The organism is Natrinema versiforme (genome assembly GCF_005576615.1).
GTDB lineage: Archaea > Halobacteriota > Halobacteria > Halobacteriales > Natrialbaceae > Natrinema > Natrinema versiforme_A.
This window is the reverse complement of the sequence record NZ_CP040330.1, coordinates 292042-316681: the sequence shown is the minus strand read 5'-3', so window position 1 is coordinate 316681 and position 24640 is coordinate 292042. Positions and strand designations below refer to the sequence as shown.

At 67.8% G+C, this 24640-nt stretch carries 29 protein-coding genes; 17 read left to right on the top strand and 12 right to left on the bottom strand.

What is annotated here, in order from left to right; all coding sequences use genetic code 11:
• Nucleotides 1-51: 51 nt before the first annotated feature.
• Nucleotides 52-1353 carry a TIGR00341 family protein gene (locus FEJ81_RS01480; RefSeq protein ID WP_138243598.1) on the bottom strand — a complete coding sequence of 434 codons (1302 nt, stop codon included), beginning with the start codon at nt 1351-1353 and terminating at the stop codon, nt 52-54.
• 133 nt (nt 1354-1486) lie between these two features.
• Here FEJ81_RS01480 and FEJ81_RS01475 point away from each other — a divergent pair, with 133 nt between their 5' ends.
• Nucleotides 1487-1960 carry a hypothetical protein gene (locus tag FEJ81_RS01475; RefSeq protein ID WP_138243597.1) on the top strand — a complete coding sequence of 158 codons (474 nt, stop codon included), beginning with the start codon at nt 1487-1489 and terminating at the stop codon, nt 1958-1960.
• 105 nt (nt 1961-2065) lie between these two features.
• Complete coding sequence (engB, locus tag FEJ81_RS01470; RefSeq protein ID WP_138243596.1) at nt 2066-2689, top strand: GTP-binding protein EngB; 624 nt, start codon at nt 2066-2068, stop codon at nt 2687-2689.
• Between the two features lie 233 nt (nt 2690-2922).
• On the opposite strand, the gene ddh is transcribed toward engB, so the two are convergent.
• Both ddh and FEJ81_RS01460 read right to left on the bottom strand, forming a co-directional pair.
• Nucleotides 2923-3852: a D-2-hydroxyacid dehydrogenase gene (gene ddh / locus FEJ81_RS01465; RefSeq protein ID WP_138243595.1), complete on the bottom strand. Its 930-nt coding sequence runs from the start codon at nt 3850-3852 to the stop codon at nt 2923-2925.
• Nucleotides 3853-3998: 146 nt separating this feature from the next.
• Nucleotides 3999-5390 carry an eIF2B alpha/beta/delta subunit family protein gene (locus tag FEJ81_RS01460; protein ID WP_138243594.1) on the bottom strand — a complete coding sequence of 464 codons (1392 nt, stop codon included), beginning with the start codon at nt 5388-5390 and terminating at the stop codon, nt 3999-4001.
• Between the two features lie 61 nt (nt 5391-5451).
• Here FEJ81_RS01460 and FEJ81_RS01455 point away from each other — a divergent pair, with 61 nt between their 5' ends.
• From FEJ81_RS01455 to FEJ81_RS01420, 8 genes are all read left to right on the top strand, one after another.
• Nucleotides 5452-5952, top strand: a complete 501-nt coding sequence (locus tag FEJ81_RS01455; RefSeq protein ID WP_138243593.1) for a metallophosphoesterase family protein — start codon at nt 5452-5454, stop codon at nt 5950-5952.
• Nucleotides 5953-6089: 137 nt separating this feature from the next.
• Nucleotides 6090-6635 carry a ribbon-helix-helix protein, CopG family gene (locus FEJ81_RS01450; protein ID WP_138243592.1) on the top strand — a complete coding sequence of 182 codons (546 nt, stop codon included), beginning with the start codon at nt 6090-6092 and terminating at the stop codon, nt 6633-6635.
• Between the two features lie 201 nt (nt 6636-6836).
• Entirely contained in the window at nt 6837-8042 is a 1206-nt protein-coding gene (locus FEJ81_RS01445) for an Nramp family divalent metal transporter (protein ID WP_138243591.1), read from the top strand.
• Between the two features lie 8 nt (nt 8043-8050).
• A complete protein-coding gene (locus FEJ81_RS01440) occupies nt 8051-10132 on the top strand; it encodes a hydantoinase/oxoprolinase family protein (protein ID WP_138243590.1) in 2082 nt (693 codons plus the stop codon).
• A complete protein-coding gene (locus FEJ81_RS01435) occupies nt 10129-11760 on the top strand; it encodes a hydantoinase B/oxoprolinase family protein (protein ID WP_138243589.1) in 1632 nt (543 codons plus the stop codon). The genes FEJ81_RS01440 and FEJ81_RS01435 overlap by 4 nt, the downstream gene beginning before the upstream one ends.
• The gene (locus FEJ81_RS01430) at nt 11753-12478 is read left to right on the top strand and encodes a maleate cis-trans isomerase family protein (protein ID WP_138243588.1); all 726 of its coding nucleotides are present in this window, start codon (nt 11753-11755) and stop codon (nt 12476-12478) included. The genes FEJ81_RS01435 and FEJ81_RS01430 overlap by 8 nt, the downstream gene beginning before the upstream one ends.
• Before the next feature lie 207 nt (nt 12479-12685).
• Complete coding sequence (locus FEJ81_RS01425; protein ID WP_138243587.1) at nt 12686-13456, top strand: coenzyme F420-0:L-glutamate ligase; 771 nt, start codon at nt 12686-12688, stop codon at nt 13454-13456.
• A complete protein-coding gene (locus tag FEJ81_RS01420; protein WP_138243586.1) occupies nt 13456-14538 on the top strand; it encodes a 5,10-methylenetetrahydromethanopterin reductase in 1083 nt (360 codons plus the stop codon). Before FEJ81_RS01425 ends, FEJ81_RS01420 begins: the two co-directional genes overlap by 1 nt.
• A gap of 15 nt (nt 14539-14553) precedes the next feature.
• Here FEJ81_RS01420 and FEJ81_RS01415 read toward each other — a convergent pair whose 3' ends face one another.
• Complete coding sequence (locus FEJ81_RS01415) at nt 14554-14748, bottom strand: hypothetical protein (RefSeq protein WP_138243585.1); 195 nt, start codon at nt 14746-14748, stop codon at nt 14554-14556.
• An 84-nt stretch (nt 14749-14832) separates the two neighbouring features.
• Between FEJ81_RS01415 and FEJ81_RS01410 the strand changes: the two genes are divergently transcribed.
• From FEJ81_RS01410 to yciH, 6 genes are all read left to right on the top strand, one after another.
• Complete coding sequence (locus FEJ81_RS01410) at nt 14833-15096, top strand: DUF7573 domain-containing protein (RefSeq protein WP_138243584.1); 264 nt, start codon at nt 14833-14835, stop codon at nt 15094-15096.
• 97 nt (nt 15097-15193) lie between these two features.
• Nucleotides 15194-15388, top strand: a complete 195-nt coding sequence (locus FEJ81_RS01405) for a cold-shock protein (protein ID WP_006180449.1) — start codon at nt 15194-15196, stop codon at nt 15386-15388.
• A gap of 242 nt (nt 15389-15630) precedes the next feature.
• Nucleotides 15631-16611 carry an AAA family ATPase gene (locus FEJ81_RS01400; protein WP_138243583.1) on the top strand — a complete coding sequence of 327 codons (981 nt, stop codon included), beginning with the start codon at nt 15631-15633 and terminating at the stop codon, nt 16609-16611.
• Complete coding sequence (locus tag FEJ81_RS01395) at nt 16608-17678, top strand: DUF58 domain-containing protein (RefSeq protein WP_138243582.1); 1071 nt, start codon at nt 16608-16610, stop codon at nt 17676-17678. Before FEJ81_RS01400 ends, FEJ81_RS01395 begins: the two co-directional genes overlap by 4 nt.
• Nucleotides 17675-19999, top strand: a complete 2325-nt coding sequence (locus FEJ81_RS01390) for a transglutaminase TgpA family protein (protein WP_138243581.1) — start codon at nt 17675-17677, stop codon at nt 19997-19999. Before FEJ81_RS01395 ends, FEJ81_RS01390 begins: the two co-directional genes overlap by 4 nt.
• Before the next feature lie 164 nt (nt 20000-20163).
• Nucleotides 20164-20457: a stress response translation initiation inhibitor YciH gene (yciH, locus tag FEJ81_RS01385; protein WP_006183677.1), complete on the top strand. Its 294-nt coding sequence runs from the start codon at nt 20164-20166 to the stop codon at nt 20455-20457.
• Nucleotides 20458-20567: 110 nt separating this feature from the next.
• Here yciH and FEJ81_RS01380 read toward each other — a convergent pair whose 3' ends face one another.
• The gene (locus tag FEJ81_RS01380; protein WP_138243580.1) at nt 20568-20933 is read right to left on the bottom strand and encodes a rhodanese-like domain-containing protein; all 366 of its coding nucleotides are present in this window, start codon (nt 20931-20933) and stop codon (nt 20568-20570) included.
• 153 nt (nt 20934-21086) lie between these two features.
• Here FEJ81_RS01380 and FEJ81_RS01375 point away from each other — a divergent pair, with 153 nt between their 5' ends.
• Nucleotides 21087-21341 (top strand): PLDc N-terminal domain-containing protein, encoded by a 255-nt coding sequence (locus FEJ81_RS01375; protein ID WP_138243579.1) that lies wholly within the window; start codon nt 21087-21089, stop codon nt 21339-21341.
• 48 nt (nt 21342-21389) lie between these two features.
• Here the strand turns inward: FEJ81_RS01375 and FEJ81_RS01370 are convergent, their stop codons facing one another.
• From FEJ81_RS01370 to FEJ81_RS01345, 7 genes are all read right to left on the bottom strand, one after another.
• Nucleotides 21390-21998: an NUDIX hydrolase gene (locus FEJ81_RS01370; RefSeq protein WP_138243578.1), complete on the bottom strand. Its 609-nt coding sequence runs from the start codon at nt 21996-21998 to the stop codon at nt 21390-21392.
• A 70-nt stretch (nt 21999-22068) separates the two neighbouring features.
• Nucleotides 22069-22479 (bottom strand): DUF5809 family protein, encoded by a 411-nt coding sequence (locus FEJ81_RS01365; protein ID WP_138243577.1) that lies wholly within the window; start codon nt 22477-22479, stop codon nt 22069-22071.
• Nucleotides 22480-22504: 25 nt separating this feature from the next.
• Nucleotides 22505-22981, bottom strand: coding sequence for a DUF5810 domain-containing protein (locus FEJ81_RS01360; protein ID WP_138243576.1), 477 nt, complete (start codon nt 22979-22981; stop codon nt 22505-22507).
• A 54-nt stretch (nt 22982-23035) separates the two neighbouring features.
• The gene (gene rimI / locus FEJ81_RS01355; protein WP_138243575.1) at nt 23036-23509 is read right to left on the bottom strand and encodes a ribosomal protein S18-alanine N-acetyltransferase; all 474 of its coding nucleotides are present in this window, start codon (nt 23507-23509) and stop codon (nt 23036-23038) included.
• A 111-nt stretch (nt 23510-23620) separates the two neighbouring features.
• Complete coding sequence (locus FEJ81_RS24100; protein WP_267877918.1) at nt 23621-23755, bottom strand: hypothetical protein; 135 nt, start codon at nt 23753-23755, stop codon at nt 23621-23623.
• A 5-nt stretch (nt 23756-23760) separates the two neighbouring features.
• Nucleotides 23761-24255 carry a ferritin-like domain-containing protein gene (locus FEJ81_RS01350; RefSeq protein WP_138243574.1) on the bottom strand — a complete coding sequence of 165 codons (495 nt, stop codon included), beginning with the start codon at nt 24253-24255 and terminating at the stop codon, nt 23761-23763.
• A 100-nt stretch (nt 24256-24355) separates the two neighbouring features.
• Nucleotides 24356-24637: a DUF6360 family protein gene (locus FEJ81_RS01345; RefSeq protein WP_138243573.1), complete on the bottom strand. Its 282-nt coding sequence runs from the start codon at nt 24635-24637 to the stop codon at nt 24356-24358.
• Between the last annotated feature and the right edge of the window lie 3 nt (nt 24638-24640).

Below are 24640 nucleotides of genomic sequence, written 5' to 3'. Positions count from 1 at the left end.
ACGGGCCGACGGAGAGCGCCGCGTCCACCGCGCTGGGCTGGCGACCGAACGCTACTGGTCCCCTCGCTCGAGGACTTCGACGTATCTGACCTCGACGTTGACGGAGCCGTCGGCGTGGCGGTTGACCCGCTCGTGGAGGGTATCGGCCAGTTCGGGTGCCGACTCGCCGGGCGGACCGCCGATCGTGACGATCACCCGATCGGGGTTCCGGAACGGGTAGTCGTTGTCGAGAACGACCTGGAACTCGAGCAACTGGTAGCGCTCGTACTGGTCCTGTGCGAGGACCTGCTCGACTTCGTCGCGGGCGTCCTGTTCGAAGTTCCCCGTCTCGTAGGAGGCGAAGGTGATCCCGCCGAGAAACACGGCGAAGACGAGGACGATGACGACGAGTCCGACGATCCGGTGGCGAACGCGCTGTTCCGTCTCGCCGAGCGAAAACAGGTTCTCCGGGCGGTAGCCGGCGTACCACAGCGTCAACAGGCCGGCGAGGTTCACCGAGAGCAGATTGACGAGGACGAGGACCGTCGCGCCGATCGCGGCCGTCGGCTGCCCCCACGCGAGGGTGATGCCAGCCACGCCGGCCGGCGGAATCAGTGCCGCCGCGATCATGACGCCGACGAGCGCCACGGAGGTCCCCGTCGCGATGCTGACGACCCCCGCGATCCCCGCGCCGAGAGCGATCGCGAGCGAGAGCAAGTCCGGCGCGAGCCGCTCCGAGATCTCGCCGACGTTCGCGAGAACGAGATCCGGCGGGACGATGTTCGTCATCCGTACCACCAGCGCGAAGATCGCCGCCGCCGCGATCGCGAGGACGACGCCGAGGATCTGGTAGGTGACGCTCTCGACGAACAGTTCCTCGTCGTCGATCACCGTCCCGACGCTCGCCCCCAGCGCCGGGCCGATCAGCGGCGCGATCACCATCGACCCGACGACGACCGCGGGCGAGTCGAGCAGGAGTCCGGCGGTCGCGACGACCGCGCTGATGATCGTCATCACGGCGTAGACGGGAAAGCTCGGCGTCAGATCGTCGGCCTCGGCCCGCAGCTCGTGGCGGGAAATACGATCCGACTCGACATCGCCGTCCTCGTACTCCTCGCGGAGTGACTGAAATCGGCGGGAGACGACCGTCTCGGCGTCGACAACGACCGTGTACGCGTCCTCGTCGATACCCGCCGATTGGATCTCATCGAGCACCGGCTCGACGGCCGAATCCGGCAGCGGGAAGTAGACGACCGCCGTGTACTTCCGACTGCTGGTCTCGTCGGTCACGACGTAGTCGATCCCCCGCTCGTCGAGGGTGTCGAGAATCGTCTCCCGCTTGCCCGTCGGTACCGTCAGCTGTACGAGCCGCACGTCTCCGTCTGTGCCCCCCCGGGATCATAACTTCGGGGCATTCGTCCCGCGCAGACGGTCGATTTCGACTCGAGGGAGCGGCTCTCCCTGTCTCACACACCACCGTTTTGTGTCAAGGTGTCGGAGAGATAGTATGAAACGGCGAATCGCTCCGCTGTTGGGCATTGTAATGCTGGTACTCGTCGGTACCTACCTCGCGGTCTTCGGTCGTCGCGCTCTCGCCGGTCCGCTCGCCGGCGCACTGCTCGCCGGCTTTACCCTCTCGGCGATCCTGATGATCGGCGGTGGCCTCGTCGATTCCATCGCGGTCGGCGGGCGGACGGTCTCGTGGAACGCCCTCGTTGGAATCGCGGACATCGTTCTGGCGATCGTCGTGACGCTCTCGGCGATACAGAGCGCGCTCATCTCCGGCGAATCGAGTTCGTGGATTTTCGCCGTGGCCATGCTCGCCGGCGGCACGTCGATAGCGTGGTTCGGCGTTCAGACCGCCCGCGACAGCCGCCGCGTCGACCTCGAGGCGACGCCCTCGAACCGGCGACGCGTGGCTATCCTCCTCCTCATGGCACTCTCGTTCGGAATCGGACTGTTCGTCGTGACGAACGTATAGCATCGAGATTTCGGCCGGATCGGCGGTCCGACTCGAGCGGGCGCTGACCGCCCGGCCGGTTCCCGTTACAACGCGTATAAAGGTCGGTCCGCCCTACGGTCGGGTATGATCGATTTCGATACGCGCCCCAATCGGGAGGCCGAAGTCGCCCTCGTCGGCCGCTCGAACGTGGGCAAGTCCACTCTCATGCGCGAGCTGACCGGCCACAGCTTCGACACCGGCGGCAAACCCGGCGTCACCCGCTCGCCGAACCACTACGACTGGGCCCCCGAGGACTTCGTCATCACCGACCTCCCCGGGTTCGGCTTCATGAGCGGCGTCGACGAGGACCTCCGCGAGGAGATCAAGACCGAGATCGTCCACTACCTCGAGGAGTACGCCGACAACGTCCTCGTCGCCGTCCTCGTGGTCGACGGCAAGAGCGTCATCGACATCATCGACCGCCACTCCGGCCCCGACGAGATCCCCTACGACGTCGAGATGTTCCACTTCCTGCGCGAACTCGACGTTCCGACGGTCGTCGCCGTCAACAAGATGGACAAGGTCGACGACGAGGACGAGCGGCTCGACGCCCTCTGCGACCGCCTCGGCCTCTACCCGCCGTGGAAGCAGTGGCAGGAGACCATCGCCCCAATCAGCGCGAAAAAGGGCCAACTCGAGCCGCTGAACGAGGCCGTCCGGAGTCACCTGCACGAGCAAAATCGGGACGATCTGTTCAAATTCTTCTAACGAAATTTTGCTCTGCGGTCTATCGCGCTGGCGGCTTCGCCGCACAGCGCGATGTCCCTCGGCAAAATTTCGATCAAAAGCACTCCTCCCTCCCCGTTGGGTCGGTCGTCGGCCCGCTCGCTCCCTTCGGTCGCTCGCGGTGAGTGCCGGGTGAGTGCCTGCCCTTCCCCGGATCGCGCGACTCTCGCAGTTGCTCGAGCCGCGCTCTCGGCCATGTTACGACAGATCCATCATCAGACCACGCGGTTGTGAAACTCCTCGTCGTCCGTAAGCCGGTCGACGTTCTCGCGGACGATATCGCCCGTATCCCGAAAATAGTCCCGCGTGTAGGCCGCACAGTGGGGCGAGATGATGACCTCGTCCATCTCCCACAGCGGCGAGTCCTCGGGCAAGGGCTCCTCTTCGAAGACATCCAGTGCTGCGCCGGCGACCTCGCCGGCCTCGAGCGCGTTGATCAGCGCCGGTTCGTCGACGACCGAGCCGCGAGCGACGTTGACGAAGTAGGCGTCGTCACGCATCGCGTCGAACGCCTCGGCGTCGAAGAGGTGGTGGGTCTCCTCGGTCAGCGGCACGGTGACGATCACGAACTCGGCGTCGGTGATCGCCTCGAGCAGCCGGTCGTTCGTGTAGATTGCGTCGAATCCGGGGACCGGATCGCCCGAGCGCCGGACGCCGGTTACCCGGACACCGAGCCCGCCGAGGGTCTCTGCGACGCCGCGACCGAGGGTGCCGGTGCCGACGACGCAGGCCGTCGATCCCGGGAGCGTGAAGGCCTCGTCCCACTCGGGGCGGTCCCAGCGGCGCTCCTGCTGGTTTGCGACGTGATCGTGCAACCGCCGGGCGAACATCAGCAGGTAGCCCGCGACCGTCTCGCCGACGCTCCGATCGTGGATGCCGGTACTGTTCGTGAGGATTACGTTCTCGTCCTCGAACGCGTCGAAGGGAAACCGGTCGACCCCCGCCTGAATCGAGTGCACCCAATCCAGATCGAGGAAGGACTCGCGGTGCTCGAGAGTGACGACCGCGTCGCAGGACGAAATTTCGTCGTCGCCGATCACCGCGACCTCGACCGGGAGATCGACGAGATAGTCCGCTAATTCGGCCGGCGGAAACACCGCCTCGACTGACTCGTGGACGCCGAGTCGCTCGAGTTCGAATGCCATGGGCGTCGCTACGCACGAATCTGGGTTGAAAGTTTGCACCCCGGAAGTCGCGTCGGGATGCGTATGAGTGAGATGGCGGCTCGGGTAAATCCCTCGTCACACGGGGCTCGGTGGGGGTAACTCTTCGTCACGGCCGCCGGAGTCGGCTACTCCCTCGAGGGGTTTCGGTCTGTCGTTTCCCGATCCGTCGCCGCCTCGTCACCCGCTTGCCACGCCTCGAGGTCCCGCAGTTCCTCGGCGACAGCCGCGATCTCCCCGGACTCGAGCGCGCCGCGCTCGGTCACTACCTCGTCGATACAATCGGCGGGCGTCACGTCGAAGGTCGGGTTCAGCACGTCGATCGAGGCGTCGCCGTCGTACACCGCAGTTTGGTCGCCGGACTCGAGGTTAACGTCCTCGCGGGTCGAGACCTTGTCCGTCGCCGCGACGACGGAGACCGGAATCCCCTCGCGGACAGCGGCGACCGAAAGCGACCGGGTGCCCGTCTTGTTCACGACGGACCCGTCTGGGAGGACGGTGTCCGCGCCGACTGCGATCCGATCGATATCCTCGCGTGCGAGCACGTGCGCGACCGCCGCGTCGGTGTGGACGGTTACGGTGCCGTCGATCGTGGCTGCCAGTCGTTCCGCGACACCGATGCCCTCGCGGGCCGGCCGCGATTCGGCGACGAAGACGCGGATTGGCTCGGCCGCCCGAAGCGCCTCGAGCACGGTGCCCGACCGCGAGAGCGTCGCGACGCTGCCCGTGAGGCGCTCGCTCGCGGTCGCCGCGGCGTCCTCGTCGGCAGTCAGCGCGCGGTCGATGTTCGAGAGCGCCGACTCGAGGACGGCCGGCGCACCGCCGTCCGCCCCCGCCGCACCGGCCATCGTCCGGTTCACCCGATTCCGGAGGACGGCCATCGACGGCCGGGCCTCGAGCAACCGGCCCGCGAGTTCGGCGAGCTCGTCCCGCTCGCCGTCGGGGTCCGGACCGAACTCGCGTCGCTCGGCGACGAGCAGGCCCGCCCGGTCGCGAAGTACCTCGAGCGCACGGACGGACAGATATGCGGCCCCGTGCTCGTCGTCGGCCGCGATCGAGCGAACGGTAGGGGCCACGCGCTCGTAGGCGGTCCGCAGTTCCGGGACCGTCTCCCGATCGTCCCCGACGCCCTCGAGCATCTCCGTCGGCGAGACCCATTCGAAGTTGTCGTGTTCCTCGCTCAGGTCGATCTCGCGGTGCTCGCAGTCGAACAGAGACGGGTGGACGACCCACTCGCGCTCAAGGTCCGGGTCAGTGAACTCGACCGGCCGCCCGGTGCGGACGAGCGAAACGGCGTCGTCCTCGAGGCCCGTTTCCTCGCGGATCTCGACGCGGACCTGCTCGTCCGGCTGGCCTTCGGCGAACCCGGAGACGCCGCCCCACTGGCCCGCGTAGGTGCCGACCACATCGCTCCGGCGCAGTAACAGGACCTCCCCGCGGTTGCGGAGGAACGCGGTGACAACGTGGCTTGCGGTCGCCTCGTCGCCGCTCTCGTCGCGCTCCGACGGTGAATCGCTCATACGCGGAGCCACGGCCGCTTGCAGGGAATCGTTTTCGGGACCGGCCGCCGTACCCATGCCCGTGAAACGAATCGCGATCATCGCCGACACGCACGTCCCCTCCCGCGAGAGCGCGCTCCCCGAGTGGGTCGTCGACGAACTCGCGCGGGCCGACCACACGATCCACGCGGGTGATTTCGACTCCCGACAGACCTACGATCGGATCGCCGCCCTCGCGAACCGAGACCTGACCGCCGTCCGCGGGAACACGGATCCGCCGACGATCGACGCGCCCCGCGCCGCGACCCTCGAGATCGGCGACGTAACCTTCGCCGTCACCCACGGAGCCGGTTCGCCGACCGGCTGGCGACAGCGGGTTATAGAGGCCGCTCGAGCCGAAACGTCGGCGTCCGATCCGGTCGCCGTCGCGGGCCACACCCACGAGGTCGTCGAGACGACCGTCGACGGGATTCGACTGCTCAACCCCGGCAGCGCGACCGGCGCGGCCCCCGCCGACCGGGCGACGATGTACGTCGCAACCGTCGAGGACGGAGAGCTAACGGTCGAACTACGAACCGAGTGAGTGCCCGGAGAGCCGGTGACCGTCGGTACTCGGCGCTTTCCGACCGCTAATCGGCGACCGTCGACCGGCGACCCGCAACCGGCGACCGTCGCCGCGAGTGCGTGAACTATACCCGTCTCGGGAACCCCCGTGTGACCATGACACAGCGTGTGACTGTATCGCTCGACGACGACTCGGCCGCGGCCCTCGAGACGCTGGTCGCCGAGACGGGCAACGGCCAGAGCGAGGTCGTCCGCCGGGCGCTCACGTTCTACGCGGCGAACTTCGAAGCCGCCGACGGCGGGCCGAGCGACAACCTCGAGCGGTACTATCGGATGCTCTCCTCCGGGGAGCACGTCCTGCTCGATATCGACTTCCTGCACGCCTTCCTCGAGTACTGCTACGACGGCGGCGACCCAGATCCGGCGTTCGTCGAGGCGGCTGACCGGGTCTCGGACTACCACGCCCGCGAGTACGGCACCCGGTTCGACGCGGTCGGCGACCTGCTCGAGTGGCTCTCGTTCTGTGGCTTCCTCGATGTCCGCGAGGAGGGCGAGGACGTCTATCACCTCGTCTTTCCTTCGGAGGCCGTCCGCTGGTTCATGACCCGGTTCATCGAGCGCAGTACCGTCGATCTGCCGACTGAGATCGAACTCGAGGGCGGCGTCTCGAAGGTGATCGTGACCGAGCGGGCGGCCGACTGACGAGTCGCTGCTGACGGACCGTTGCGGTCGACGGGCGAGCATCGAGCGCGATCGTCGACCGGTGTCGGCAGTCGGAATTCACACGAGTTCATACGGATTCATACGTCAGCCACACTGTCTCGAGCCGACGAAGTGTTCGTATGGTCGGGTCTTAACAATCTTTTTGGGGATTTCGAAGAGTGGTGCGTGTGAATACGCATCATGGGTGTTATTGACCGACTCAAAGCGATCGGACCGGGGGCGCTCGTCGCGGCGGCGTTCATCGGTCCGGGAACGGTAACGACCGCGAGCGTGATCGGGGCAGAACACGCCTATCTGCTCGTGTGGACGATCGCGTTCTCGATTCTGGCGACGATCGTCCTACAGGAAATGAGCGCGCGGTTGGGGCTGATTACGCAGGAAGGGTTGGGGGAAGCGTTTCGAAACGAGTTCAACAATCCGATTCCGCAGGCGATCACCGTCGCGCTCGTCGTGAGCGCGATCGGGATCGGGACGGCGGCGTTCCAGACGGGCAACATCGTCGGCGGCGCAGCCGGCCTGTCGACGATCACCGGCGTCAGCGAGAACGTCTGGGGACCGATCATCGGCCTGGTCGCCGCCGGCCTGCTGTGGACGGGGAGCTACAAGCTGATCGAGCGCGTGTTCATCGGTCTCGTCAGTATCATGGGTGCGGCGTTCCTGCTCAACGCGATCATGGTCCGACCGGACCTCGGCTCGCTGGCGAACGGGCTCGTTCCGACCGTCCCCGACGGATCGGCGTATCTCATCGCCGGCCTCGTCGGAACCACCGTCGTCGGCTACAACCTGTTCCTGCACGCGAGCACCGTCCAAGAGCGGTGGGACGGTCCCGACGACCTCGCGGCGTGTCGCACCGACACGATCGGGATGGTCATCGTCGGCGGCCTGATCACGACGGCGATCGTCGTCACGGCCGCCGCCGTCTTCCCCGCGGGAACACAGATCACCGGCGTCGGCGAGATGGCCGACCAGCTCGAGCCCGTCTTCGGCGGCTACGCCCTGACCTTCTTCGCGATCGGCCTCTTCGCGGCCGGCTTTACGAGCGCGATGAGCGCGCCGCTGGCCGGGGCCTACGCCACTGCCGGCGCGCTGGGCTGGGAGCGGGACCTGACCTCGACCCGGTTCCGGGCGATCTGGATGACGATCCTCGGCGTCGGCATCGTCTTCTCGGCGCTGGACTACAACCCCGTGCAGGTGATCGTCTTCGCACAGGTCGCCAACGGCCTCCTGTTGCCGATTCTGGCCGTCTTCCTCATCTACGCGATGAACAACCGGGACCTGCTGGGCGAGTACACGAACAGCACCCTCCAGAACGTCCTCGGCGGGCTCGTCACGCTCGTCGTGGTCGGTATCGGCCTCCGAACGCTCTACGACGTTCTGTTCCTCTGACGATCTGCATGACCGATTTAAACGCACGCGACACGAATTCGGACGCATCGATGGACAGTCACGACGCGACGGGCGACGACGGAACGCGGGTCGGCGTCGACGTCGGCGGCACCTTCACCGACGTGGCGCTCACCGTCGACGACCGGCTCGTCACCGCGAAGGTCCCCACGACCGACGACCAGCACGTCGGCGTCCTCGAGGGGATCGAAAAGGCCTGCGAGAGCGCCGGCATCGACCCCGCGGCAATCGACGGCTTCGCCCACGCGATGACCGTCTCGGTCAACGCCCTGCTCGAGCGCGGCGGTGCCGAAACCGCGCTCGTCACGACCGAGGGCTTCCGCGACGTCCTCGAGATCGGGCGACAGGACCGGCCGGATCTGTACGACCTCGAGGCCGAGAAACCCGAACCGTTGGTGCCTCGAGAGCGACGGTTCGAGGTCGACGAGCGGACGACCGGCGAGGGCGTCGAGCGACCGGTCGACCCTGAGGAGATCCGCGACCTCGCGGCGACGCTGCGCGAGCGCGATGTCGAGGCGGTCGCGGTCTCCCTGCTGCATTCCTACGCCGACCCCGCAAACGAGCGGGTCGTCGCCGAGACGCTGCGCGAGGAACTCGCGGTCCCGGTCTCGGCCTCCCACGAGGTGCTCGCGGAGTTCCGCGAGTTCGAGCGCACGTCGACCACGGCGGTCGACGCCTACGTCCGGCCGGCGATCGACCACTACGTCGGCCGACTGGTCGAGGAGGCCGACGACGCCGGGGTTCCGGCCCCGCGGATCATGCAGGCGAACGGCGGCATCGCGGACCCCGAGACGGTCCGAGAACACGCCGTGACGACGACGCTCTCCGGCCCGGCCGCGGGCGTCGTCGGCGCTGCGGCGACCGTCGACGACGACGACGTCGAGGGGCTCGTCACCTTCGACATGGGCGGCACCTCGAGCGACGTGAGCCTCGTCCGGGACGGACGGGCCGAGCGGACGACCGATGCCGAAATCGACGGCCTCCCGATCCGAACGCCGATGGTGGACGTGAACACCGTCGGCGCGGGCGGCGGCTCGATCGCGTGGGTCGACGCCGGCGGCGCGCTCCGGGTCGGGCCGGAGTCCTCGGGTGCTCAGCCCGGACCCGCCTGCTACGGCCGCGGCGGGACGCGACCGACCGTCACCGACGCCAACGTCGTGCTGGGCTACATCGGCCCCGAGACCGCGCTCGGCGGCGAGATGACCCTCGATGTCGACGCGGCTCGCGACGCCCTCGAGCGACTGGCCGACGAGGCCGGCTTAGACGGGGCGCTCGAGGCGGCCCGCGGCGTCTACCGCGTCGCGAACGCGACGATGACGCGGACGATCCGTTCGGTGACCGTCGAGCGGGGCCACGACCCCCGCGAGTTCGCGCTCGTCGCGTTCGGCGGCGCGGGACCGATGCACGCCGCGGCGCTCGCCGACTCGCTGTCGGTCGACCGCGTCGTCGTCCCGCGCCCGGGCGGGGTCCTCTCCGCGTTCGGCCTGCTCGCGGCCGACGAGAGCTACGATGCCGTTCGAACCGTCGGCGTCTCCCTCGAGACAGCCGACACGGGGGACCTCGAGTCGGTCTACGACGGCCTCGTGGCCGACGTGCTCGCGGACGCGTCCGACCCCGACGCGGCGCGGGTCGAGCGGGCCGCCGACTGCCGGTACGCGGGCCAGAGCTTCGAGCTGACCGTGCCCGTCGACGACGAGTTCGACGCGGCGACGGTCGCCGAGCGGTTCCGCGAGGCCCACGAGCGGGCCTACGGCTACGCGATGGACGAATCGATCGAGATCGTCAACCTCCGCGCGACGGCGACGATCCCCGGCTCGGAGCCGACCATCCGCCACGAGGGCGCGGGCGACGCCGTCGTCGGCACCCGGGAGGCTCACTTTCCCGGAACCGGTGACGACCCGCGAGAGGCGACCGTCTACGACCGGGATCGACTCGCGCCCGGCGCGGCCGTCGACGGACCGGCGATCCTCGAGCAAGCGGAGAGCACGACCGTCGTGCCGCCCGCGTGGACCGGCGATATCCTCGCCGACGGAACGCTCGTCATGACGCGAACGGAGGACGAAGGACAATGACGACAGACTCGACGACGGAGACGGACGACGGTATCGATCCGGTGACCCTCGAGGTGCTGCGCAACCAACTCGAGAGCGTCGCCGAGGAGATGGGACAGACCCTCATTCGGGGAGCGTACTCGCCGAACATCAAGGAACGCCGGGACTGCTCGACGGCGCTGTTCGACGCCGAGGGGCGGATGATCGCCCAGGCGGAACACATCCCGGTCCACCTCGGCGCGATGCCCGCCGCGGTCGACGCCGTGCGCGAGCGCGACCCGAAGCCGGGCGACGTGTTCGTGCTCAACGACCCCTTTACCGGCGGAACGCACCTGCCGGACGTGACGATGGTCTCACCGATCGCGCCCGGCCACGACGACGGAGACGGTCGCGAGGGAGACGAGAACCGAGAAATAGTCGGCTACGCCGTCTCTCGAGCCCACCACGCCGACGTGGGTGGGATGACCCCCGGCAGCATGCCGGCCGGCGCACAGGAGATCTATCAGGAAGGGCTTCGGCTCCCCCCGACGCGGCTCGTCGAGGGCGGCGAGCCGCGGGACGAGGTCCGCTCGCTCGTGCTGGCGAACGTCCGCAACGCCCGCGAGCGCCGGGCCGATCTGCGGGCCCAGCAGGCGGCGAACGAACGCGCCGAGGAACGGCTCGCGACGCTGTTCGCGGACCACGGCCGCGAGACCGTTCTCTCCGGCTTCGACGCCGTGATCGACTACTCCCGCGAGCGGATCACCGAGGAGATCGCGGCGCTTCCCGACGGCACCTACGAGGCGACCGACGTCCTCGAGGGCGACGGCGTGACCGACGAGGACATCGAGATTTCGGTGACGGTGACCGTCGCCGGCGAGACGATCGACGTGGACTTCGCGGGAACTGCACCGCAGGTCGCGGGGAACCTCAACGCACCGATCGCGGTCGCGACGAGTGCCGTCTACTTCGTCGTACGCTGTATCACCGACCCCGAGATCCCGCCGAACCACGGCTGCTACGACCCGGTGAGCGTCAGCGCACCCGAGGGATCGCTGTTGAATCCGAACCCGCCGGCCGCCGTCGTCGGCGGCAACGTCGAGACCAGCCAGCGGGTCACCGACGTGGTCTTCACCGCGCTCGCACGGGCCGCGCCCGACCGGGTGCCCGCCCAAGGGCAGGGGACGATGAACAACCTCACCATCGGCGGGCGGGACAGTTCCTTTACCTACTACGAGACGATCGGCGGCGGCTTCGGCGCACGCGCGGACCGCGACGGAATGGACGGCGTCCAGGTCGGGATGACCAACACGCTCAACACGCCGATCGAATCCCTCGAGACCGAGTACCCGCTGCGGGTCGAGCGCTACGCGCTCCGGGACGGCAGCGGCGGTCCCGGCCGATTCCGCGGCGGACTGGGTCTCGAGCGCTCGGTGACCGTCGAGACCGACGCGACGGTGTCGCTGCTGACCGAGCGCCGGCGACACGCGCCGACGGGCGTCGCCGGCGGCGGGGACGGCGCGACCGGGGAGAACCTGATCGACGGCGAGCCCGTGCCCGCGAAGACGACGGTCGACGTTCCGGCCGGGACGACAGTGACAGTCAAAACGCCCGGCGGCGGCGGCCACGGCGATCCGGACGAGCGCGGCGATGGTGGGGCCGATGACTGACGCGGATGCCGACGCCGACCGCGGCGGCCGACTGGGGCTGATCGTCCCCTCGTCGAACGCGACGGCCGAACCGGGGTTTCGGGCGTTCTGCCCCGAGACAATCACCGTCCACGGCGCGCGGATGGCCCTCGAGTCGGTCACCGTCGACGAACTCGACGCGATGAGCGACGACGCGGCGCGGGCGGCGACGCTGCTCGGCCACGCCGACGTCGACGCGGTTGCCTACGCCTGTACGACCGGCAGCCTGATCCACGGCCCGGGGTTCGACGCCGAACTCGAGGACCGGCTGGCCGAGGCGGCCGGCGTCCCCGCGGTCGCGACGGCCCGCTCGGTCGTGCGGGCACTCGAGACCCTCGAGGCCGACCGGATCGCCGTCGCGACGCCGTACACCGACGCCCTCGACGAGCGGGAGCGGGACTTCCTCGAGGCCGCGGGATTCGAGGTCGCCTCGATCGACGGCCGCGGCCTCGCGGCCAACACGGCGATCGGGGAGCTAACCCCCGAGGACGCGACTCAGCAGGTCCTCGAGCGCGTCGGCGCGGTCGACGATCTCGACGCCGTCTTCGTCTCCTGTACGAACTACCGCTCGCTCGCCGCGGTCGAGGGGCTCGAGGCGGAGCTGGAGGTGCCGGTCATCACGAGCAACGGCGCGACGCTGTGGGACGTCTGCGGGGCGGCCGGATTCGCGGTCGACGGCCCGGGAACGCTGTTCGAATGAGAACCTCGTGGCGGTCAGCGGAAATCAAAGCCGTTGCACCGCGAGTGACCGAAGGGAGCGAGCGGGCCGACGACTGACTCGGAGCGAGTAACACGAGCGGAGAGGAAGGAGGAGTGCTTTTGATCAACATTTTGCCGAGGGTGCGCCGTAGGCGCACCCGCAGCGCAAAAGGTTGGTGTTTTTGACGCCGCTTCCCCACCCTCCGGTATGGAACTCAACGGCGTGGCGGACCTGCCCGAGATCCGCCCCGGCGACGACATCGCCGCCCTCGTCGCGGATCGGGCCGATCTGGAACCCGGCGACGTGCTCACCGTCGCCAGCACCGTCGTCTCGAAGGCCGAGGGCCGCACGGCGGACCTCGAGGACTATCCGATCAGTGGCCGCGCACGGGAGATCGCCGACCGGATCGCCGAGGTCACCGACGAGGAGAAGGACCCGCGGTTCGCTCAGGCGATCATCGAGGAAAGCACGGAGCTGCTGATCGACTGTCCGTTCCTGCTGACCGAGACCCGATTCGGACACATCTGCCCGAACGCGGGGATCGACCGGTCGAACGTGCCGGATCACGACCTGTTGCTCCTGCCGAAGCGGCCGGACGAAAGCGCCGAGCGAATTCGATCGGGGCTCGAGGAACGGGGCATTGAAGACGTGGCGGTAGTCGTCACCGACACCTGCGGGCGACCGTTCCGGCACGGCCAGACCGGCGTCGCGATCGGCTGGGTGGGGATGCCCGCGAGCCGGGACTGGCGCGGCGAGGAGGACCGGGACGGCCACGAACTCGGTGTCACCGTCCAATCCGTGATCGACGAACTCGCCGCCGCCGCGAACCTCGTCACCGGCGAGGGGGCCGGCGGGACGCCCGCCGTGGTCGTCCGGGACTGGGAGTTCGGAGACCACGAGGGCAGTGACGAACTCTTCCGGGCCGTCGAGGACGATATGGTTCGACAGGCGCTGCGGGAGTGGAGGTTCGAGGGATAATGAGCGATAAGACACCGGATCGAGGGGCGGGCGGACCGACGCGAGGCATCGAACTCACGCCCGAGCACCCGCCCGAGCGGGTAGCCGATCTGGCCGCGCTCGCCGAAGACGAGGGGTTCGACGTCGCGTTCGCGAGCAGCCACTACTTCAATCGGGATCCGTTCGTGGTGCTCTCGCGGATGGCCGACGCCACCGAAGCGATCCGGCTCGGACCGGGCGTCGTCAACCCCTACGAGACCCATCCCGTGAAACTGGCCGCCCAGACGGCGACGATCGACGAGATCAGCGACGGACGCGGCGTCTTCGGCGTCGGTGCCGGCGACCGCTCCTCGCTGTCGAACCTCGGGGTCGAACGCGACAGCCCGCTCCGGCGCGTCCTCGAGACGTTCGACCTCGCTCGCGACCTCTGGGACGGTGAGACGGTCACCCACGAGGGCACCTTCACCGCGCGGGACGCGGCGCTCAACCTCGAGCCGCCCTCGGCGGACATTCCGGTCTACGTCGGCGCGCAGGGGCCGCACATGCTCCGGATGAGCGCGAAACACGCCGACGGCGTGCTGGTAAACGCCGCGCATCCGCGGGACCTCGAGTGGGCGGCGGGTCAGCTCGAGCAGGGGCTTGCAGAGCGCCCGGACGAGAGCGAGGCGCAAAGCGCCTCGGAACAGCCGAGCGGGGAGCGAAGTGACCCGCGAGACGGCGCGTTCGAGTCACTTGCCTTCGCGAGCGTCAGCGTCGCCGCCGACGAGAGCGACGCGCGCGAGGCGGCTCGACCGCCCGTCGCGTTCATCGTCGGCGGAGCCGCCGAGCCGGTCCTCGAGCGCCACGATATCGACCGGGAGGCGGCGAGTGAGGTAAGCGAGGCGCTCGAGCAGGGGGACCTGCCCGAGGCCTTCGACCGCGTCACGCCCGCGATGATCGACGCCTTCTGTATCGCGGGGACAACGGAGACCGTCGCGGACCGATTCACCGCGGCGCTCGAGCACGTCGACGGAATCGTCGTCGGCTCGCCGCTGGGTCCGGACCTCGAGGACGCGGTAGAGCGAGCGAGCGACGCGCTCGATCGTGCGGTCGAAAACGACTGACCGAGAACGGAAGGGTTAGTTCGCGGTGAAGAGGTCCGCGACCGCACCGAGGGTGAGGACGCCGAAGACGCCCATCGAGAAGACGACGAGGAGCGTGCCCATCAGGATCAGCAGCGGCGCGAGGCCCGCGCCCATCGCGACGTCGCTGAAGAGGCTGGTCATTTCGGTGAGGTTGTCCACGATGACGTTCAGCGGTGTGACGGTGTCCATGTTCGGGGGTTGTTACCGGTGCTACTTGGCCGTGCCGGTCCCGAATGAGGAGGGATTAAGCCGGTCCCCGTCGTACCGGTTTCCGTGACCGACGACGCGACGCTCTCCGATTTCGATGCTGCCGGCGACGACAAGACAACGGAAGCATCACGAGAGGGAGAGGAATCCGCCGCCGATCCCGCCGAAGCGGCAGATTCGAGTGCGGAAACAGGGACGAGCGACGCGGCCCGCTGGACGTACGCGTGGGGCGACTACACCTGCAGTCGGTGTGACTCGCCGACCGAGCGCGCGTGGCGCGCCGACGGCGAGGGGACCGATCCGGTCTGTCCCGACTGCAAATCGTGGTGATCAGTGACAGACAGCGGTAACAGTTGACTTCGCGGGGCAGTGCTTGCGAGTCTCCTCCCGAAGCTTTATATCTCCGTCGTGGTTCTATGCAGATGCAATGGCGAAAGGTACGGTCGACTTCTTCAACGACACTGGCGGCTATGGATTCATCGAGACTGACGACGCGGACGAGGACGTGTTCTTCCACATGGAGGACATCGGCGGTCCTGACCTAGAGGAGGGTCAGGAACTCGAGTTCGACATCGAGGAGGCCGAGAAGGGTCCACGCGCGACGAACGTCGAGCGGCTCTAGGCCGGTCCAATCGGGGGTATCGTTTTCTGATTGCTACGTTCTGAGCGGCGGCACTGTCGATGGGACCGCGCACCTGACTCGAGCCGACAGTTCATCGCCAGCCGCGTCTCGACTCACCGGAGGCGGAATCGCCACACGTCTCGAGTCACGGGTAACTCGTATGACACAAAACATATGTTCCGGAGCCCCGGATGTCGTAGTAATGGATAGCTCGCCTGGGCCCCGCAGACTTCCTCGAGACGATGACTGACGCCAATCCGACACCGGAACGGAGCGCCGAACCGGCGGAAGACGACGATTCGCTCCCGGTTTCGACGGTCGAACAGTTGTGTGCCGAAATCGAGGCGAACGTGTCCCGCGTCATCGTCGGTCACGACGACGTTATCGAACACGTCATCACCGCCGTCCTCGGGCGCGGCCACGTCCTCCTCGACGACGTGCCCGGCGTCGGCAAGACGATGCTCGCGCGCTCGATCGCCACGTCGGTCGACTGCACGTTCAGCCGCGTCCAGTTCACGCCCGACCTCCTCCCCAGCGACGTCACCGGCGTGAACGTCTTCAACCAGAAGACCCGCGAGTTCGAGTTCCAGTCCGGCCCCGTCTTCGGCAACATCGTCCTCGGCGACGAGATCAACCGCGCGCCGCCGAAGACCCAGAGCTCCCTGCTCGAGGCCATGGAGGAAGGACAGGTCACAACCGACGGCACGACACGCGAACTCCCGACGCCCTTTATCGTCATTGCCACCCAAAACGCCGTCGAGCCGAACCGTACCTACGACCTGCCGTTCGCCGAACTCGACCGCTTCATGAAGAAACTCCACCTCGGCTACCCCGACCCCGACGAGGAGGCCGAACTGCTCGGCCGTACGGTCGGCGACCACCCGATCGAATCCCTCGAGGCGGTGACCGACCGCGAGACCCTCGTCGCCGCCCGCGAGACGGTATCGACGGTACAGGTCGCGGAGCCGGTCCGGGAGTACGCGACGCGGCTCGTGGCCGACACCCGCGAGAACGCCCACATCGGCGTGAGTCCCCGCGGGACGATATCGCTCCTCCGAGCGGCCCAAGCCCGTGCGGTCACGAACGGCCGGGACTACGCGATTCCGGACGATATACGTGCGGAAGCCCCCGTGGTGATGGCCCACCGGATCAAGACGAACGGTCACGACCGAGACGGCACCGCGGTCGTCGAGGACGCACTCGAGCGCGTGCCCGTCGAATGAGACTCACGCTCCGCGGGTGGACCGTCGTCGTCGTGGTGTGTGGGGCCGTCGTGCTGAGCTGGCAGTCCGGCCCGCGAGCGTTGAACGCCATCGTCGTCCCGCTGGTCGTCATGTTACTCGCCGGGCTGGTCACGATCGGTCGCGCCGACCGACCGCGCGTCACCCGCCGCCCCGTCGAGGAGGGGTTCATCCGCGAGGAGCGCCCGGTCGAGGTCGCGATCGAAACCGACGGCGCGACCGCCGCGACCGTCCGCGATACCGTCGGCGACGGCCTCTCGGCGGCGACGGAGCCGCTCGCGGAAACGACCCTCGAGGGCGAGGAGACGGTTTCCTACGACGTGCGACTCGAGGCGCGGGGCGAGCGCCGAGTCGGCCCGCTCTCGATCACCGTCAGTGACGTCGTCGGGCTCGTCGAGCGACGGTTCGCGTACGAGGCGACGACGCCCGTTCTCGTCTACCCGCGAGTTCGGCAGTTGGCCGGCGGCTCCGCTGCGGACATCCAGGCGCTGGCCGGCGTCGCGGACCGGCGCGATCACGAGGAGTTCGACCACCTTCGGGAGTACCGCCGCGGGGATCCGCTGCGGGACGTCCACTGGAAGTCCGCGGCCAAGCGCCCGGACGACGACCTCGTCGTCACGGAGTACGCGGACGACGAGGAGGGCGGCGCCGTCACGATCGCCGCCGACTGTCTCATCGACCGCGACGACGAGATGGCGTCGGCCGCCGCCACCGTCGCGACGTACCTGCTCGAGCAGGGCGCGACGGTCGGGATCACCGTCCCCGGCGGCACGCGGCCGCCGGGATCGGGCCGGGACCACCACCGCGATCTACTCCAGTTACTGGCCGTCGCCAGGCCCGGCGAACTCGGCGAGCGGACCCGCGGGGACGCGGACGTACTGGTCCGAACCGACGACGACGGGACGACGGTCGTCGTTGACGGGCACGAGATTCCCTTCGATCGGCTCTGCGGGCGCGAAAGCGGGAGCAAGCGAGGCGGTGATCGGAAACGAACCGAACGCGACGGCCGAAGCGACCGCGAGACCGGCGGACAGGGGGTAACCGCATGAGTACGGACTCGTCCAGTCACGCCGGGGATCGAACGCTCTCGATCGATACGGACGAGCCGATCGGCTCCGACGCCGTCCGCCTCCTCGCGCTCGGCTGCGTACTGGTCCTGACGGGCTCGTACGTCAGCGTCCTGTACGACATAACGCGGGTCGTCGGTGGGAGTCAGTCGCTGCTCGCCCTCGTCGGCGTCATGCTCCTCGCGGCGACGGGACTCGCGCGGTTGATCCGTCCCCGGACCGCGGGAGCTCTCGCGCTGGTCGGAGCCGGGTTCGGCTTCGCCTACTACCTCACGTCAGCCGGCGTCGAACTCGGCGTCGTCTTCACGGCGACCGATGCGCTCGTTTCGGACACCGTCGCGCTCGCGACCGGCCTCCCGCTGCTTCGGATGGTGCAGGCTGGCATCTGGACGCTCGGCTTCGCGCCAGCACCTGTCTTCCTCTCCTGGTATCTCGCCATGCGAGGACGGTACGAACTCGGCGTCGTCCCCGGCGGGATCGCGCTCGGCTTTCTCGTCCTGACCGGCGACGCGGGCACGCTCGCGACCCTGACCGGCACCCTCGCGGCCATCGGGGCCGTCGCCTTCGGCGAACTCGAGCGCCGCGGCGGCTCGATCGCACAGGCCGACCTGCTCGCCGTGCTGTTCGCGGTGATCGTCGCCCTCTCGCTGTCGGTGACGATCGTCCCCGGCGAGCCGAGCGGGCCGACCCACCTCGTCCAGGGCGAAGCCGGCTCCCTCGAGGCGACGATCGATTCCTCGCCCCAGCGGTCGGGGATCTCCGGACAGGTCGACCTCTCGCCGGAGGTCCGGTTCACCGTCGAGTCCGACCAGCGGTCCTACTGGCGGACCGGAGTCTACGACCGCTTTACCGGCGACGAGTGGGTCCGGACCGGTCAGAGCAGCCGCTACGACGGACGGCTCGCATCGCCGCCGGGGAACTACGAGACGGTCGAGCAGACCGTCACCGCCGAAACGGAACTGGGAATCATGCCCGTCTCGCCCCAGCCGCTCTCTCTCGGCGGCGACGTGACCCGGGAAACCACCGTCTCCAGACACGGCCAGCCGCGGCCCGAAACGCCGCTCGAGGCGGGCGAGAGCTACACCGTCGAGAGCGCGAAGATCGACGCCGACCCGGCCGCGCTCCGGGCCGCGGGGACGAACTACCCCGAGGCGGTCAGCGACCGCCACCTCCAGACGCCCGAAGACACCTCGAGCGAGTTCCGCGAGCGTACCGCCGAGATCACGGCGGAGGCGGACAATCCCTACGAGAAGGCGGCCGCGATCGAGAGCCACCTCCGCTCGTCGAAGGACTACTCGCTCGAGGTCACCCAGCCCGCCGGCAACGTCGCCGAAGGGTTCCTGCTCGAGATGGACGAGGGCTACTGCGTCTACTTCGCGACGACGATGACGCAGATGCTCCGCGAGGAGGGGGTCCCGGCCCGCTACGTCACCGGCTACACGAGCGGCCAGCAGGTCGACGACGACGAGTACGTCGTCCGCGGGCTCGACGCCCACTCGTGGGTCGAGGTCTACTTCCCCGACCACGGCTGGGTCCGGTTCGATCCGACCCCCGGCGGCTCCCGCGCCGACGTCCACACCGACCGACTCGAGGAGGCCCGCGCGAACGGCAACGAGGCGGCGGACACCGAGGAAAGTGAGGACGTTCCGATCGGTGACGACGAAGACGACCCCGCCGAGCCACCCGAGTCCGACCCGTCCGATCCGAACGGCTCGCCGTCCGATCCGAACACGGACAACGGGACGGATCCGGAAACTGATCCGAACAACGGGACTGGGCCTGACGACCCGGACAACGGAACGAACCCCCCGAACGATCCCGGTGATCGAGTCGACGGTGACGCCTCGGAGGGCACATCACTCGGCGAGCGCCTCGTCGCGATCGTCCGCGAGACGGGCGCGATCGGGCTCGTCCTCCTCATCGGTCTCGCCGCGGGCGCGCGTCGAACCGGCGCGGCGACGCGGCTCCGTCGTGGCGTCGGGATCTACTGGCACGGGTTCCGCGCCGAACCCGACGAGGACGCTGAGCGCGCCTTCCGCCGCCTCGAGCGACTCCTCGCGCGGGAGTACCGACCGCGCCGTCGGTCGGAATCCGCGCGGGCCTACCTGACCGCGCTCTCGACGGCGGTCGAGGCCGAGACCGAGAACGCGGCCCCGCTCGATCCGCGGGTCGAGCAGGTACTCGAGTCCTACGAACGGGCGATCTACGGCGACGGCGTGAGCCGGGCGGAGGCCGACGAGGCGATCGAGATCGTCGGCGACCTCGCCCGGAGTCGGCTGCCGATAGTCGGTCGGCTCCGCTGACGCCGCTTTCCGCGAGAGCCGAGCCGGGTTCGGTCAACGGGGACTCGAGTTCGTTCAACGGCCGCGATTGACCGGTAAATCCGCCCCTGCACTCAAAAAGAACCACGCGAGGGCATGCGGGTCCCGATAGTGTTTAATATGCCCGTTTCATAGCTACGAACGTAATGTCGGAAGTCTGCTCGACGTGCGGGCTGCCCCAGGAACTCTGCGTCTGCGAGGACGTGGCGAAGGGCCAACAGCAACTCAACATCCGCATTGACGAGCGCAGATACGGAAAAGAGGTAACGATCGTCGAAGGATTCGACCCGAAGGACGTCGATCTCGACAGTCTGTCGTCGGATCTCAAGTCCAAGTTCGCCTGCGGCGGGACGGTCGAGGACGACCAGATCGAACTTCAAGGGAACCACACCGGCCGCATCGAAGAGTTCCTTCGGGACCGCGGCTTCAACGTCGCCTGATGCCCGCGATGCTCTGAGACGACTTCCGAACCCACGATCGCGTCATAGAACGCCGCCGTTTTTTCACCCGCATACCGCCCAGTCGCGTCACCGTGTCCGAGAGCGACCGGTTAGAACGGCGATTCGCGTTCGGCCGGCTCCTCTTCGTCGTCCTCCTCGCGGACGAGTCCGAACTTCATGCCGTACTTGTCGAGGCCGCCCTCCATGCTCTCGACCCGCGCGTCCGCGGTCCCGTCGTAGGACCCGATGAGCTGTGCGGCCTGCACGCTCGCTTTGCCGTGGGGACAGACGGTGACGATGTGCTCGTCGTCCTCGAGTTCGTCGACGCGATCCGTGAGTTCGTGGAAGGGGATGTTCTCGCTGCCGGGGATGTGGCTGTGTTTGAAATTCCGCTCGTCGCGGATATCGACGATGCGAACGTCGGCATCGTCCTCGAGGAGTTCCTTGACCTCGTCGGTGGTGATTTCGCCGTCCATTACTGTGCGATTGGGTGTCGACTCGAATAAGAACAGGGGTTCGACCTGGGCGACTCCGCTGGTGGTTCGACTGCGAGCCGTTGCAACTTGTCTGACCGTGGTACTCTAGTCAGAACGGAAAACATATAGCTGGTCTATGGTATAGCTGCGGTAATGATTCCGGAAACTGCCCTCGTTCCGATGCAAGCCGCTGCCGGTGGCTTCATTCTCTTCGTCGCTTTGGTGTTTTTCGTCATTCAGATCGCCGCGCTGATATGGGTCTACAGCGATGCGCAGACGAACAGTCCCCAGAGTGCAGTACTCTGGACGCTCGTCGTATTCTTCGGGGGTTTGCTTGGCCTCCTACTGTATGTCCTCATCGGCAGAGACCGACGGAGCAGTCGGACCGATCACCGGACCCAGTTCTAGAGCAGGATCCAATCTCGGAGACGGGGAACCGATCGACCGCGTCGCTATTTAAATCAGTCCGTCTTCTTTCGCTAACAGCAACCCCGACAGCGTCGCGTCGTTCGTCGGCCGTTCGCGGGCGCGCTCGAGCGCTTCGCTCACCGGTATCGTCGTCACCTCGAGGAACTCGTTGGAATCGAGTTCCCGTTCGCCCGGCTCGAGCCCCTCGGCGTAGACGATGGCGCGGTCGTGGCGCAAGACGCCGGTGGCGACGGCGTACTCCTGGAGGAGCGCGGTGCTCGTGGGCCGGAAGCCGGTTTCCTCCTCGAGTTCTCGCGTCGCCGCCTGCGTGTAGGACTCGCCGTCCTCGACGATCCCCGCGGGGAGCTCGAGGTGGGTCTCGCGGATCGTCGGCCGGTACTGTTCGACGAACAGGAGCCGGTCTTCGTCGGTTCCAGCGCCAGCGTCGCCGTCACCGGTGTCAGCACCGCCCGCCGCGTCCGCGAGGACGCTGCCGTCGATCCGCGCCACCACGACGACCGCGGCCGGCAGCGTCGCCCAATAGTAGCGTTTCTCCGTCCCGTCGGGCTGTTCGAGCAGGTCATAGCCGCCGTCGTACCAGCCGGTCTCGTACTCGGTCCGTTCCTCGAGTAGCTCCCACTCGTCGGGTGCAGTCATCGTGGGAGAATGGGCGCTCGAGCGGATAATAGATAGTGGTCGCTCGTTCTGGTCGGGTCTCGCGACGGAGCTACACCAGTTCTCGATACAGCCGTCCGAACGCCTGCCGCCGAAGCGTCGCGACCGCCGCGTCCTCCTCGTTCTGGAAGGTCGCCGCGACGGCAGTTTCCTCGGGCCCCGCGTGCCAGACGACGTGATCGACGTCCTCGTGGCCCGTTTTGGTCATCTCACCGTCGTAGCTCTCGAGCCAGTCCTCGAACTCCTCGCGGCTCCCGACGCGGACCTCAAGCAGGCTCGCGAAGAGGGCGTCTCGAGCGGTCTCGATGACGTCGCCCGTAACGCGTTCGTCGTACTCCTCGCGCTCGAATTCCATGGCCTTGGCCACCTCGCGGACGACCGTCTGGGCCGCGGGGCCGACCGACTCGTACTGTGCTCGCGCGGCTTCGGCCGATTCGAAGGTGAACGTCCCCACCGTGTGCATATCCGGACAGTCGGCCGACGGCCAGTTACGCGTTTCCGTTCCCGTCGGCGTCGCCGTCAGCGTCGCCGGCGTCGTCCGCAGGGTCGCCGTTCGAGGCCGAGTCGTCGGCCGCCTCGCCCTCGCTCGAGTCCTGCATCTCGCGGGTCAACTCCGCGGCCTCCTGCAGGACGTTCTCGGCTTCGGCAGTCATCGATCCACGACCGGGCTGGCGGCTCTGGCGGGAGATGCCCGCCTCGAGCGAATCGGGTCGGCCGGGCTCGTGACCGTGGCTGTGGCCGTGGCCGTGGCCGCGCTCCTCGAACTCCGGCGTGTCGATTTCGTCCGCGTGCGGGCTGACGAGTTCCCCGAGTTCTTCAGGGCTGCAGTCGCCCCAGTCGGGCGCGTACTCCTCGAGCCACTCGCGGTGGTCCTCGCGACCGAGCGACGCGGTGATCGCGAGGTGGTTCGCGAGGTGAACCGCGTCGGCCTCTTCGGCGTCACAGACCGGACAGGCGTATCCCATAGGAGACCGTACGACCGCGAACGGTAAAACGTCCCGCAACCGACCGGTATCGAGTCAGCCGAGTTTCCGGATCATCACGATCGCGTCCTCGCCGTCGCCGTAGTACTCGGGAACCCGCCGGAGCGGATCGAACCCGAACTCCCGGTAGAGGCGCTTCGCCCCGTCGTTCGACCGCCGAACCTCGAGTTTGACCGTCTGCGCGCCGTGAGCCGCGAGCACGCCGATCGATCGGGACAGGAGCGTGGAGCCGACGCCGTCCCCGCGGTGGTCGGGGTGGACGGCGATATCCTTCACGTGGCCGAGCGCGCGGCCGATCTGCTGGGTCACGTCGGCGACGATGTAGCCGGCGACCTCGCCGTCGCACTCGGCGACGAGAAATCCCGGCTTGCCGAGGAACCGCTCGAACGCGTCGTAGGGCCAGGGCTGGGAAAACGACGCGTTCTCGATGCGAACGACCGCGAGCAGATCCGCGCGCTCCGCGGGTCGGACCGTCACTTCTTCGCCGTCCTCCGGCGCGGGCCTTGTCACACGCGGCAGTAACGCACCGAACAGTAAAAGCCGTACGCGTCTCGGCAGCCGTCGGCGAAATCGGGCGATCGCGTCGGCTCGAGACAGCGGGAAACAGCGCGGAACGGGGAGCTACTCGTCAGTATCGCCGTCTCCGCCGTCCTCGTCGCCCTCGTCGAGATCGGTCGTCGGCTGCTCGTCTTCGGTACCGCCGTACTGGGTCTGTTCCTCCTCGTCGTCGGCCTCGGTATCGCCGTCGTCAGTCACGCGAATCACTCGGCCGGGATCGCGTCCATTTCGAACTCCTCGGTCAGTTCCGTCAGCTCCTCGAGGGCGGCTTGCTCCTCACGGAGATTCTCCTCGAGGAGGTCGGCGGCGTCGTCCATACCGAGCTGGTCCGCGAGCGGGATCAGGTTCCCGTAGGCGGCGATCTCGTAGTGTTCGGTCTTCTCCGCGGCCGCCATGTTGTGATAGTCCATTACGTCCTGGTCGGGGTCCATCGACACGAACTCCTCGTACTCCTCGAGCAGGCCCTCGATGCCCTCACACTCCTCTTTCTCCGGCGGCTCGCCGAACATGTCGAAGACCTCCTCGAGCCGGTCGATCTGTCCTTCCGTTTCCTCGCGGTGTTCCGAAAACGCCTGCACGATTTCCTCGCGCTCCGTGTTTGACTCGAGTTCCTCGAGCGCGTCGAGGAGCTGATGCTCCGCGTGATAGATGTCCTCCAAGCCGTGTTCGAACAGGTCCTGAATCGTGTCCATGCTCATGGTGTATCCACTCGAGCGTTCACCGGGCGAGCGAAAAAGACGGGAGCCTGCGACGGCAGGTGTCGCCGCGAGTCGATCCCGCCGTCAGAACTGACTCGGGCTACTCCGTCGCGTCCTCGACGCGATCGGCGTGTTTCTCGAGATCGGCAGCCAGCGTACGGGCCTGTGCCGGCGTCAACTCGAGTTCTTCCATATGCTTCGGCACGTGCTCCTCGGACAGATTATCGAGCTCGAGTTGGAGGCGGATCTCCTCGGGATCCTCGCGATCGGCGGTCGCGTTCACGACGGCGACCGACTCCCACTCGAAGGTCTCGCCCACCGCCTTCCCCTCGACGTAGTCCAGCGTCGTGTACGCGTTGACCGTCATCAATCGATCGGACATATC

Coding starts and splice junctions, on each gene's coding strand:
- FEJ81_RS01475 (WP_138243597.1), top strand. CDS start 1,487: ATGAAACGGCGAATCGCTCCGCTGTTGGGCATTGTAATGCTGGTACTC.
- engB (WP_138243596.1), top strand. CDS start 2,066: ATGATCGATTTCGATACGCGCCCCAATCGGGAGGCCGAAGTCGCCCTC.
- ddh (WP_138243595.1), bottom strand. CDS start 3,852: ATGGCATTCGAACTCGAGCGACTCGGCGTCCACGAGTCAGTCGAGGCG.
- FEJ81_RS01460 (WP_138243594.1), bottom strand. CDS start 5,390: ATGAGCGATTCACCGTCGGAGCGCGACGAGAGCGGCGACGAGGCGACC.
- FEJ81_RS01450 (WP_138243592.1), top strand. CDS start 6,090: ATGACACAGCGTGTGACTGTATCGCTCGACGACGACTCGGCCGCGGCC.
- FEJ81_RS01445 (WP_138243591.1), top strand. CDS start 6,837: ATGGGTGTTATTGACCGACTCAAAGCGATCGGACCGGGGGCGCTCGTC.
- FEJ81_RS01440 (WP_138243590.1), top strand. CDS start 8,051: ATGACCGATTTAAACGCACGCGACACGAATTCGGACGCATCGATGGAC.
- FEJ81_RS01435 (WP_138243589.1), top strand. CDS start 10,129: ATGACGACAGACTCGACGACGGAGACGGACGACGGTATCGATCCGGTG.
- FEJ81_RS01430 (WP_138243588.1), top strand. CDS start 11,753: ATGACTGACGCGGATGCCGACGCCGACCGCGGCGGCCGACTGGGGCTG.
- FEJ81_RS01425 (WP_138243587.1), top strand. CDS start 12,686: ATGGAACTCAACGGCGTGGCGGACCTGCCCGAGATCCGCCCCGGCGAC.
- FEJ81_RS01420 (WP_138243586.1), top strand. CDS start 13,456: ATGAGCGATAAGACACCGGATCGAGGGGCGGGCGGACCGACGCGAGGC.
- FEJ81_RS01415 (WP_138243585.1), bottom strand. CDS start 14,748: ATGGACACCGTCACACCGCTGAACGTCATCGTGGACAACCTCACCGAA.
- FEJ81_RS01405 (WP_006180449.1), top strand. CDS start 15,194: ATGGCGAAAGGTACGGTCGACTTCTTCAACGACACTGGCGGCTATGGA.
- FEJ81_RS01400 (WP_138243583.1), top strand. CDS start 15,631: ATGACTGACGCCAATCCGACACCGGAACGGAGCGCCGAACCGGCGGAA.
- FEJ81_RS01395 (WP_138243582.1), top strand. CDS start 16,608: ATGAGACTCACGCTCCGCGGGTGGACCGTCGTCGTCGTGGTGTGTGGG.
- FEJ81_RS01390 (WP_138243581.1), top strand. CDS start 17,675: ATGAGTACGGACTCGTCCAGTCACGCCGGGGATCGAACGCTCTCGATC.
- yciH (WP_006183677.1), top strand. CDS start 20,164: ATGTCGGAAGTCTGCTCGACGTGCGGGCTGCCCCAGGAACTCTGCGTC.
- FEJ81_RS01380 (WP_138243580.1), bottom strand. CDS start 20,933: ATGGACGGCGAAATCACCACCGACGAGGTCAAGGAACTCCTCGAGGAC.
- FEJ81_RS01375 (WP_138243579.1), top strand. CDS start 21,087: ATGATTCCGGAAACTGCCCTCGTTCCGATGCAAGCCGCTGCCGGTGGC.
- FEJ81_RS01370 (WP_138243578.1), bottom strand. CDS start 21,998: ATGACTGCACCCGACGAGTGGGAGCTACTCGAGGAACGGACCGAGTAC.
- FEJ81_RS01365 (WP_138243577.1), bottom strand. CDS start 22,479: ATGCACACGGTGGGGACGTTCACCTTCGAATCGGCCGAAGCCGCGCGA.
- FEJ81_RS01360 (WP_138243576.1), bottom strand. CDS start 22,981: ATGGGATACGCCTGTCCGGTCTGTGACGCCGAAGAGGCCGACGCGGTT.
- FEJ81_RS01350 (WP_138243574.1), bottom strand. CDS start 24,255: ATGAGCATGGACACGATTCAGGACCTGTTCGAACACGGCTTGGAGGAC.
- FEJ81_RS01345 (WP_138243573.1), bottom strand. CDS start 24,637: ATGTCCGATCGATTGATGACGGTCAACGCGTACACGACGCTGGACTAC.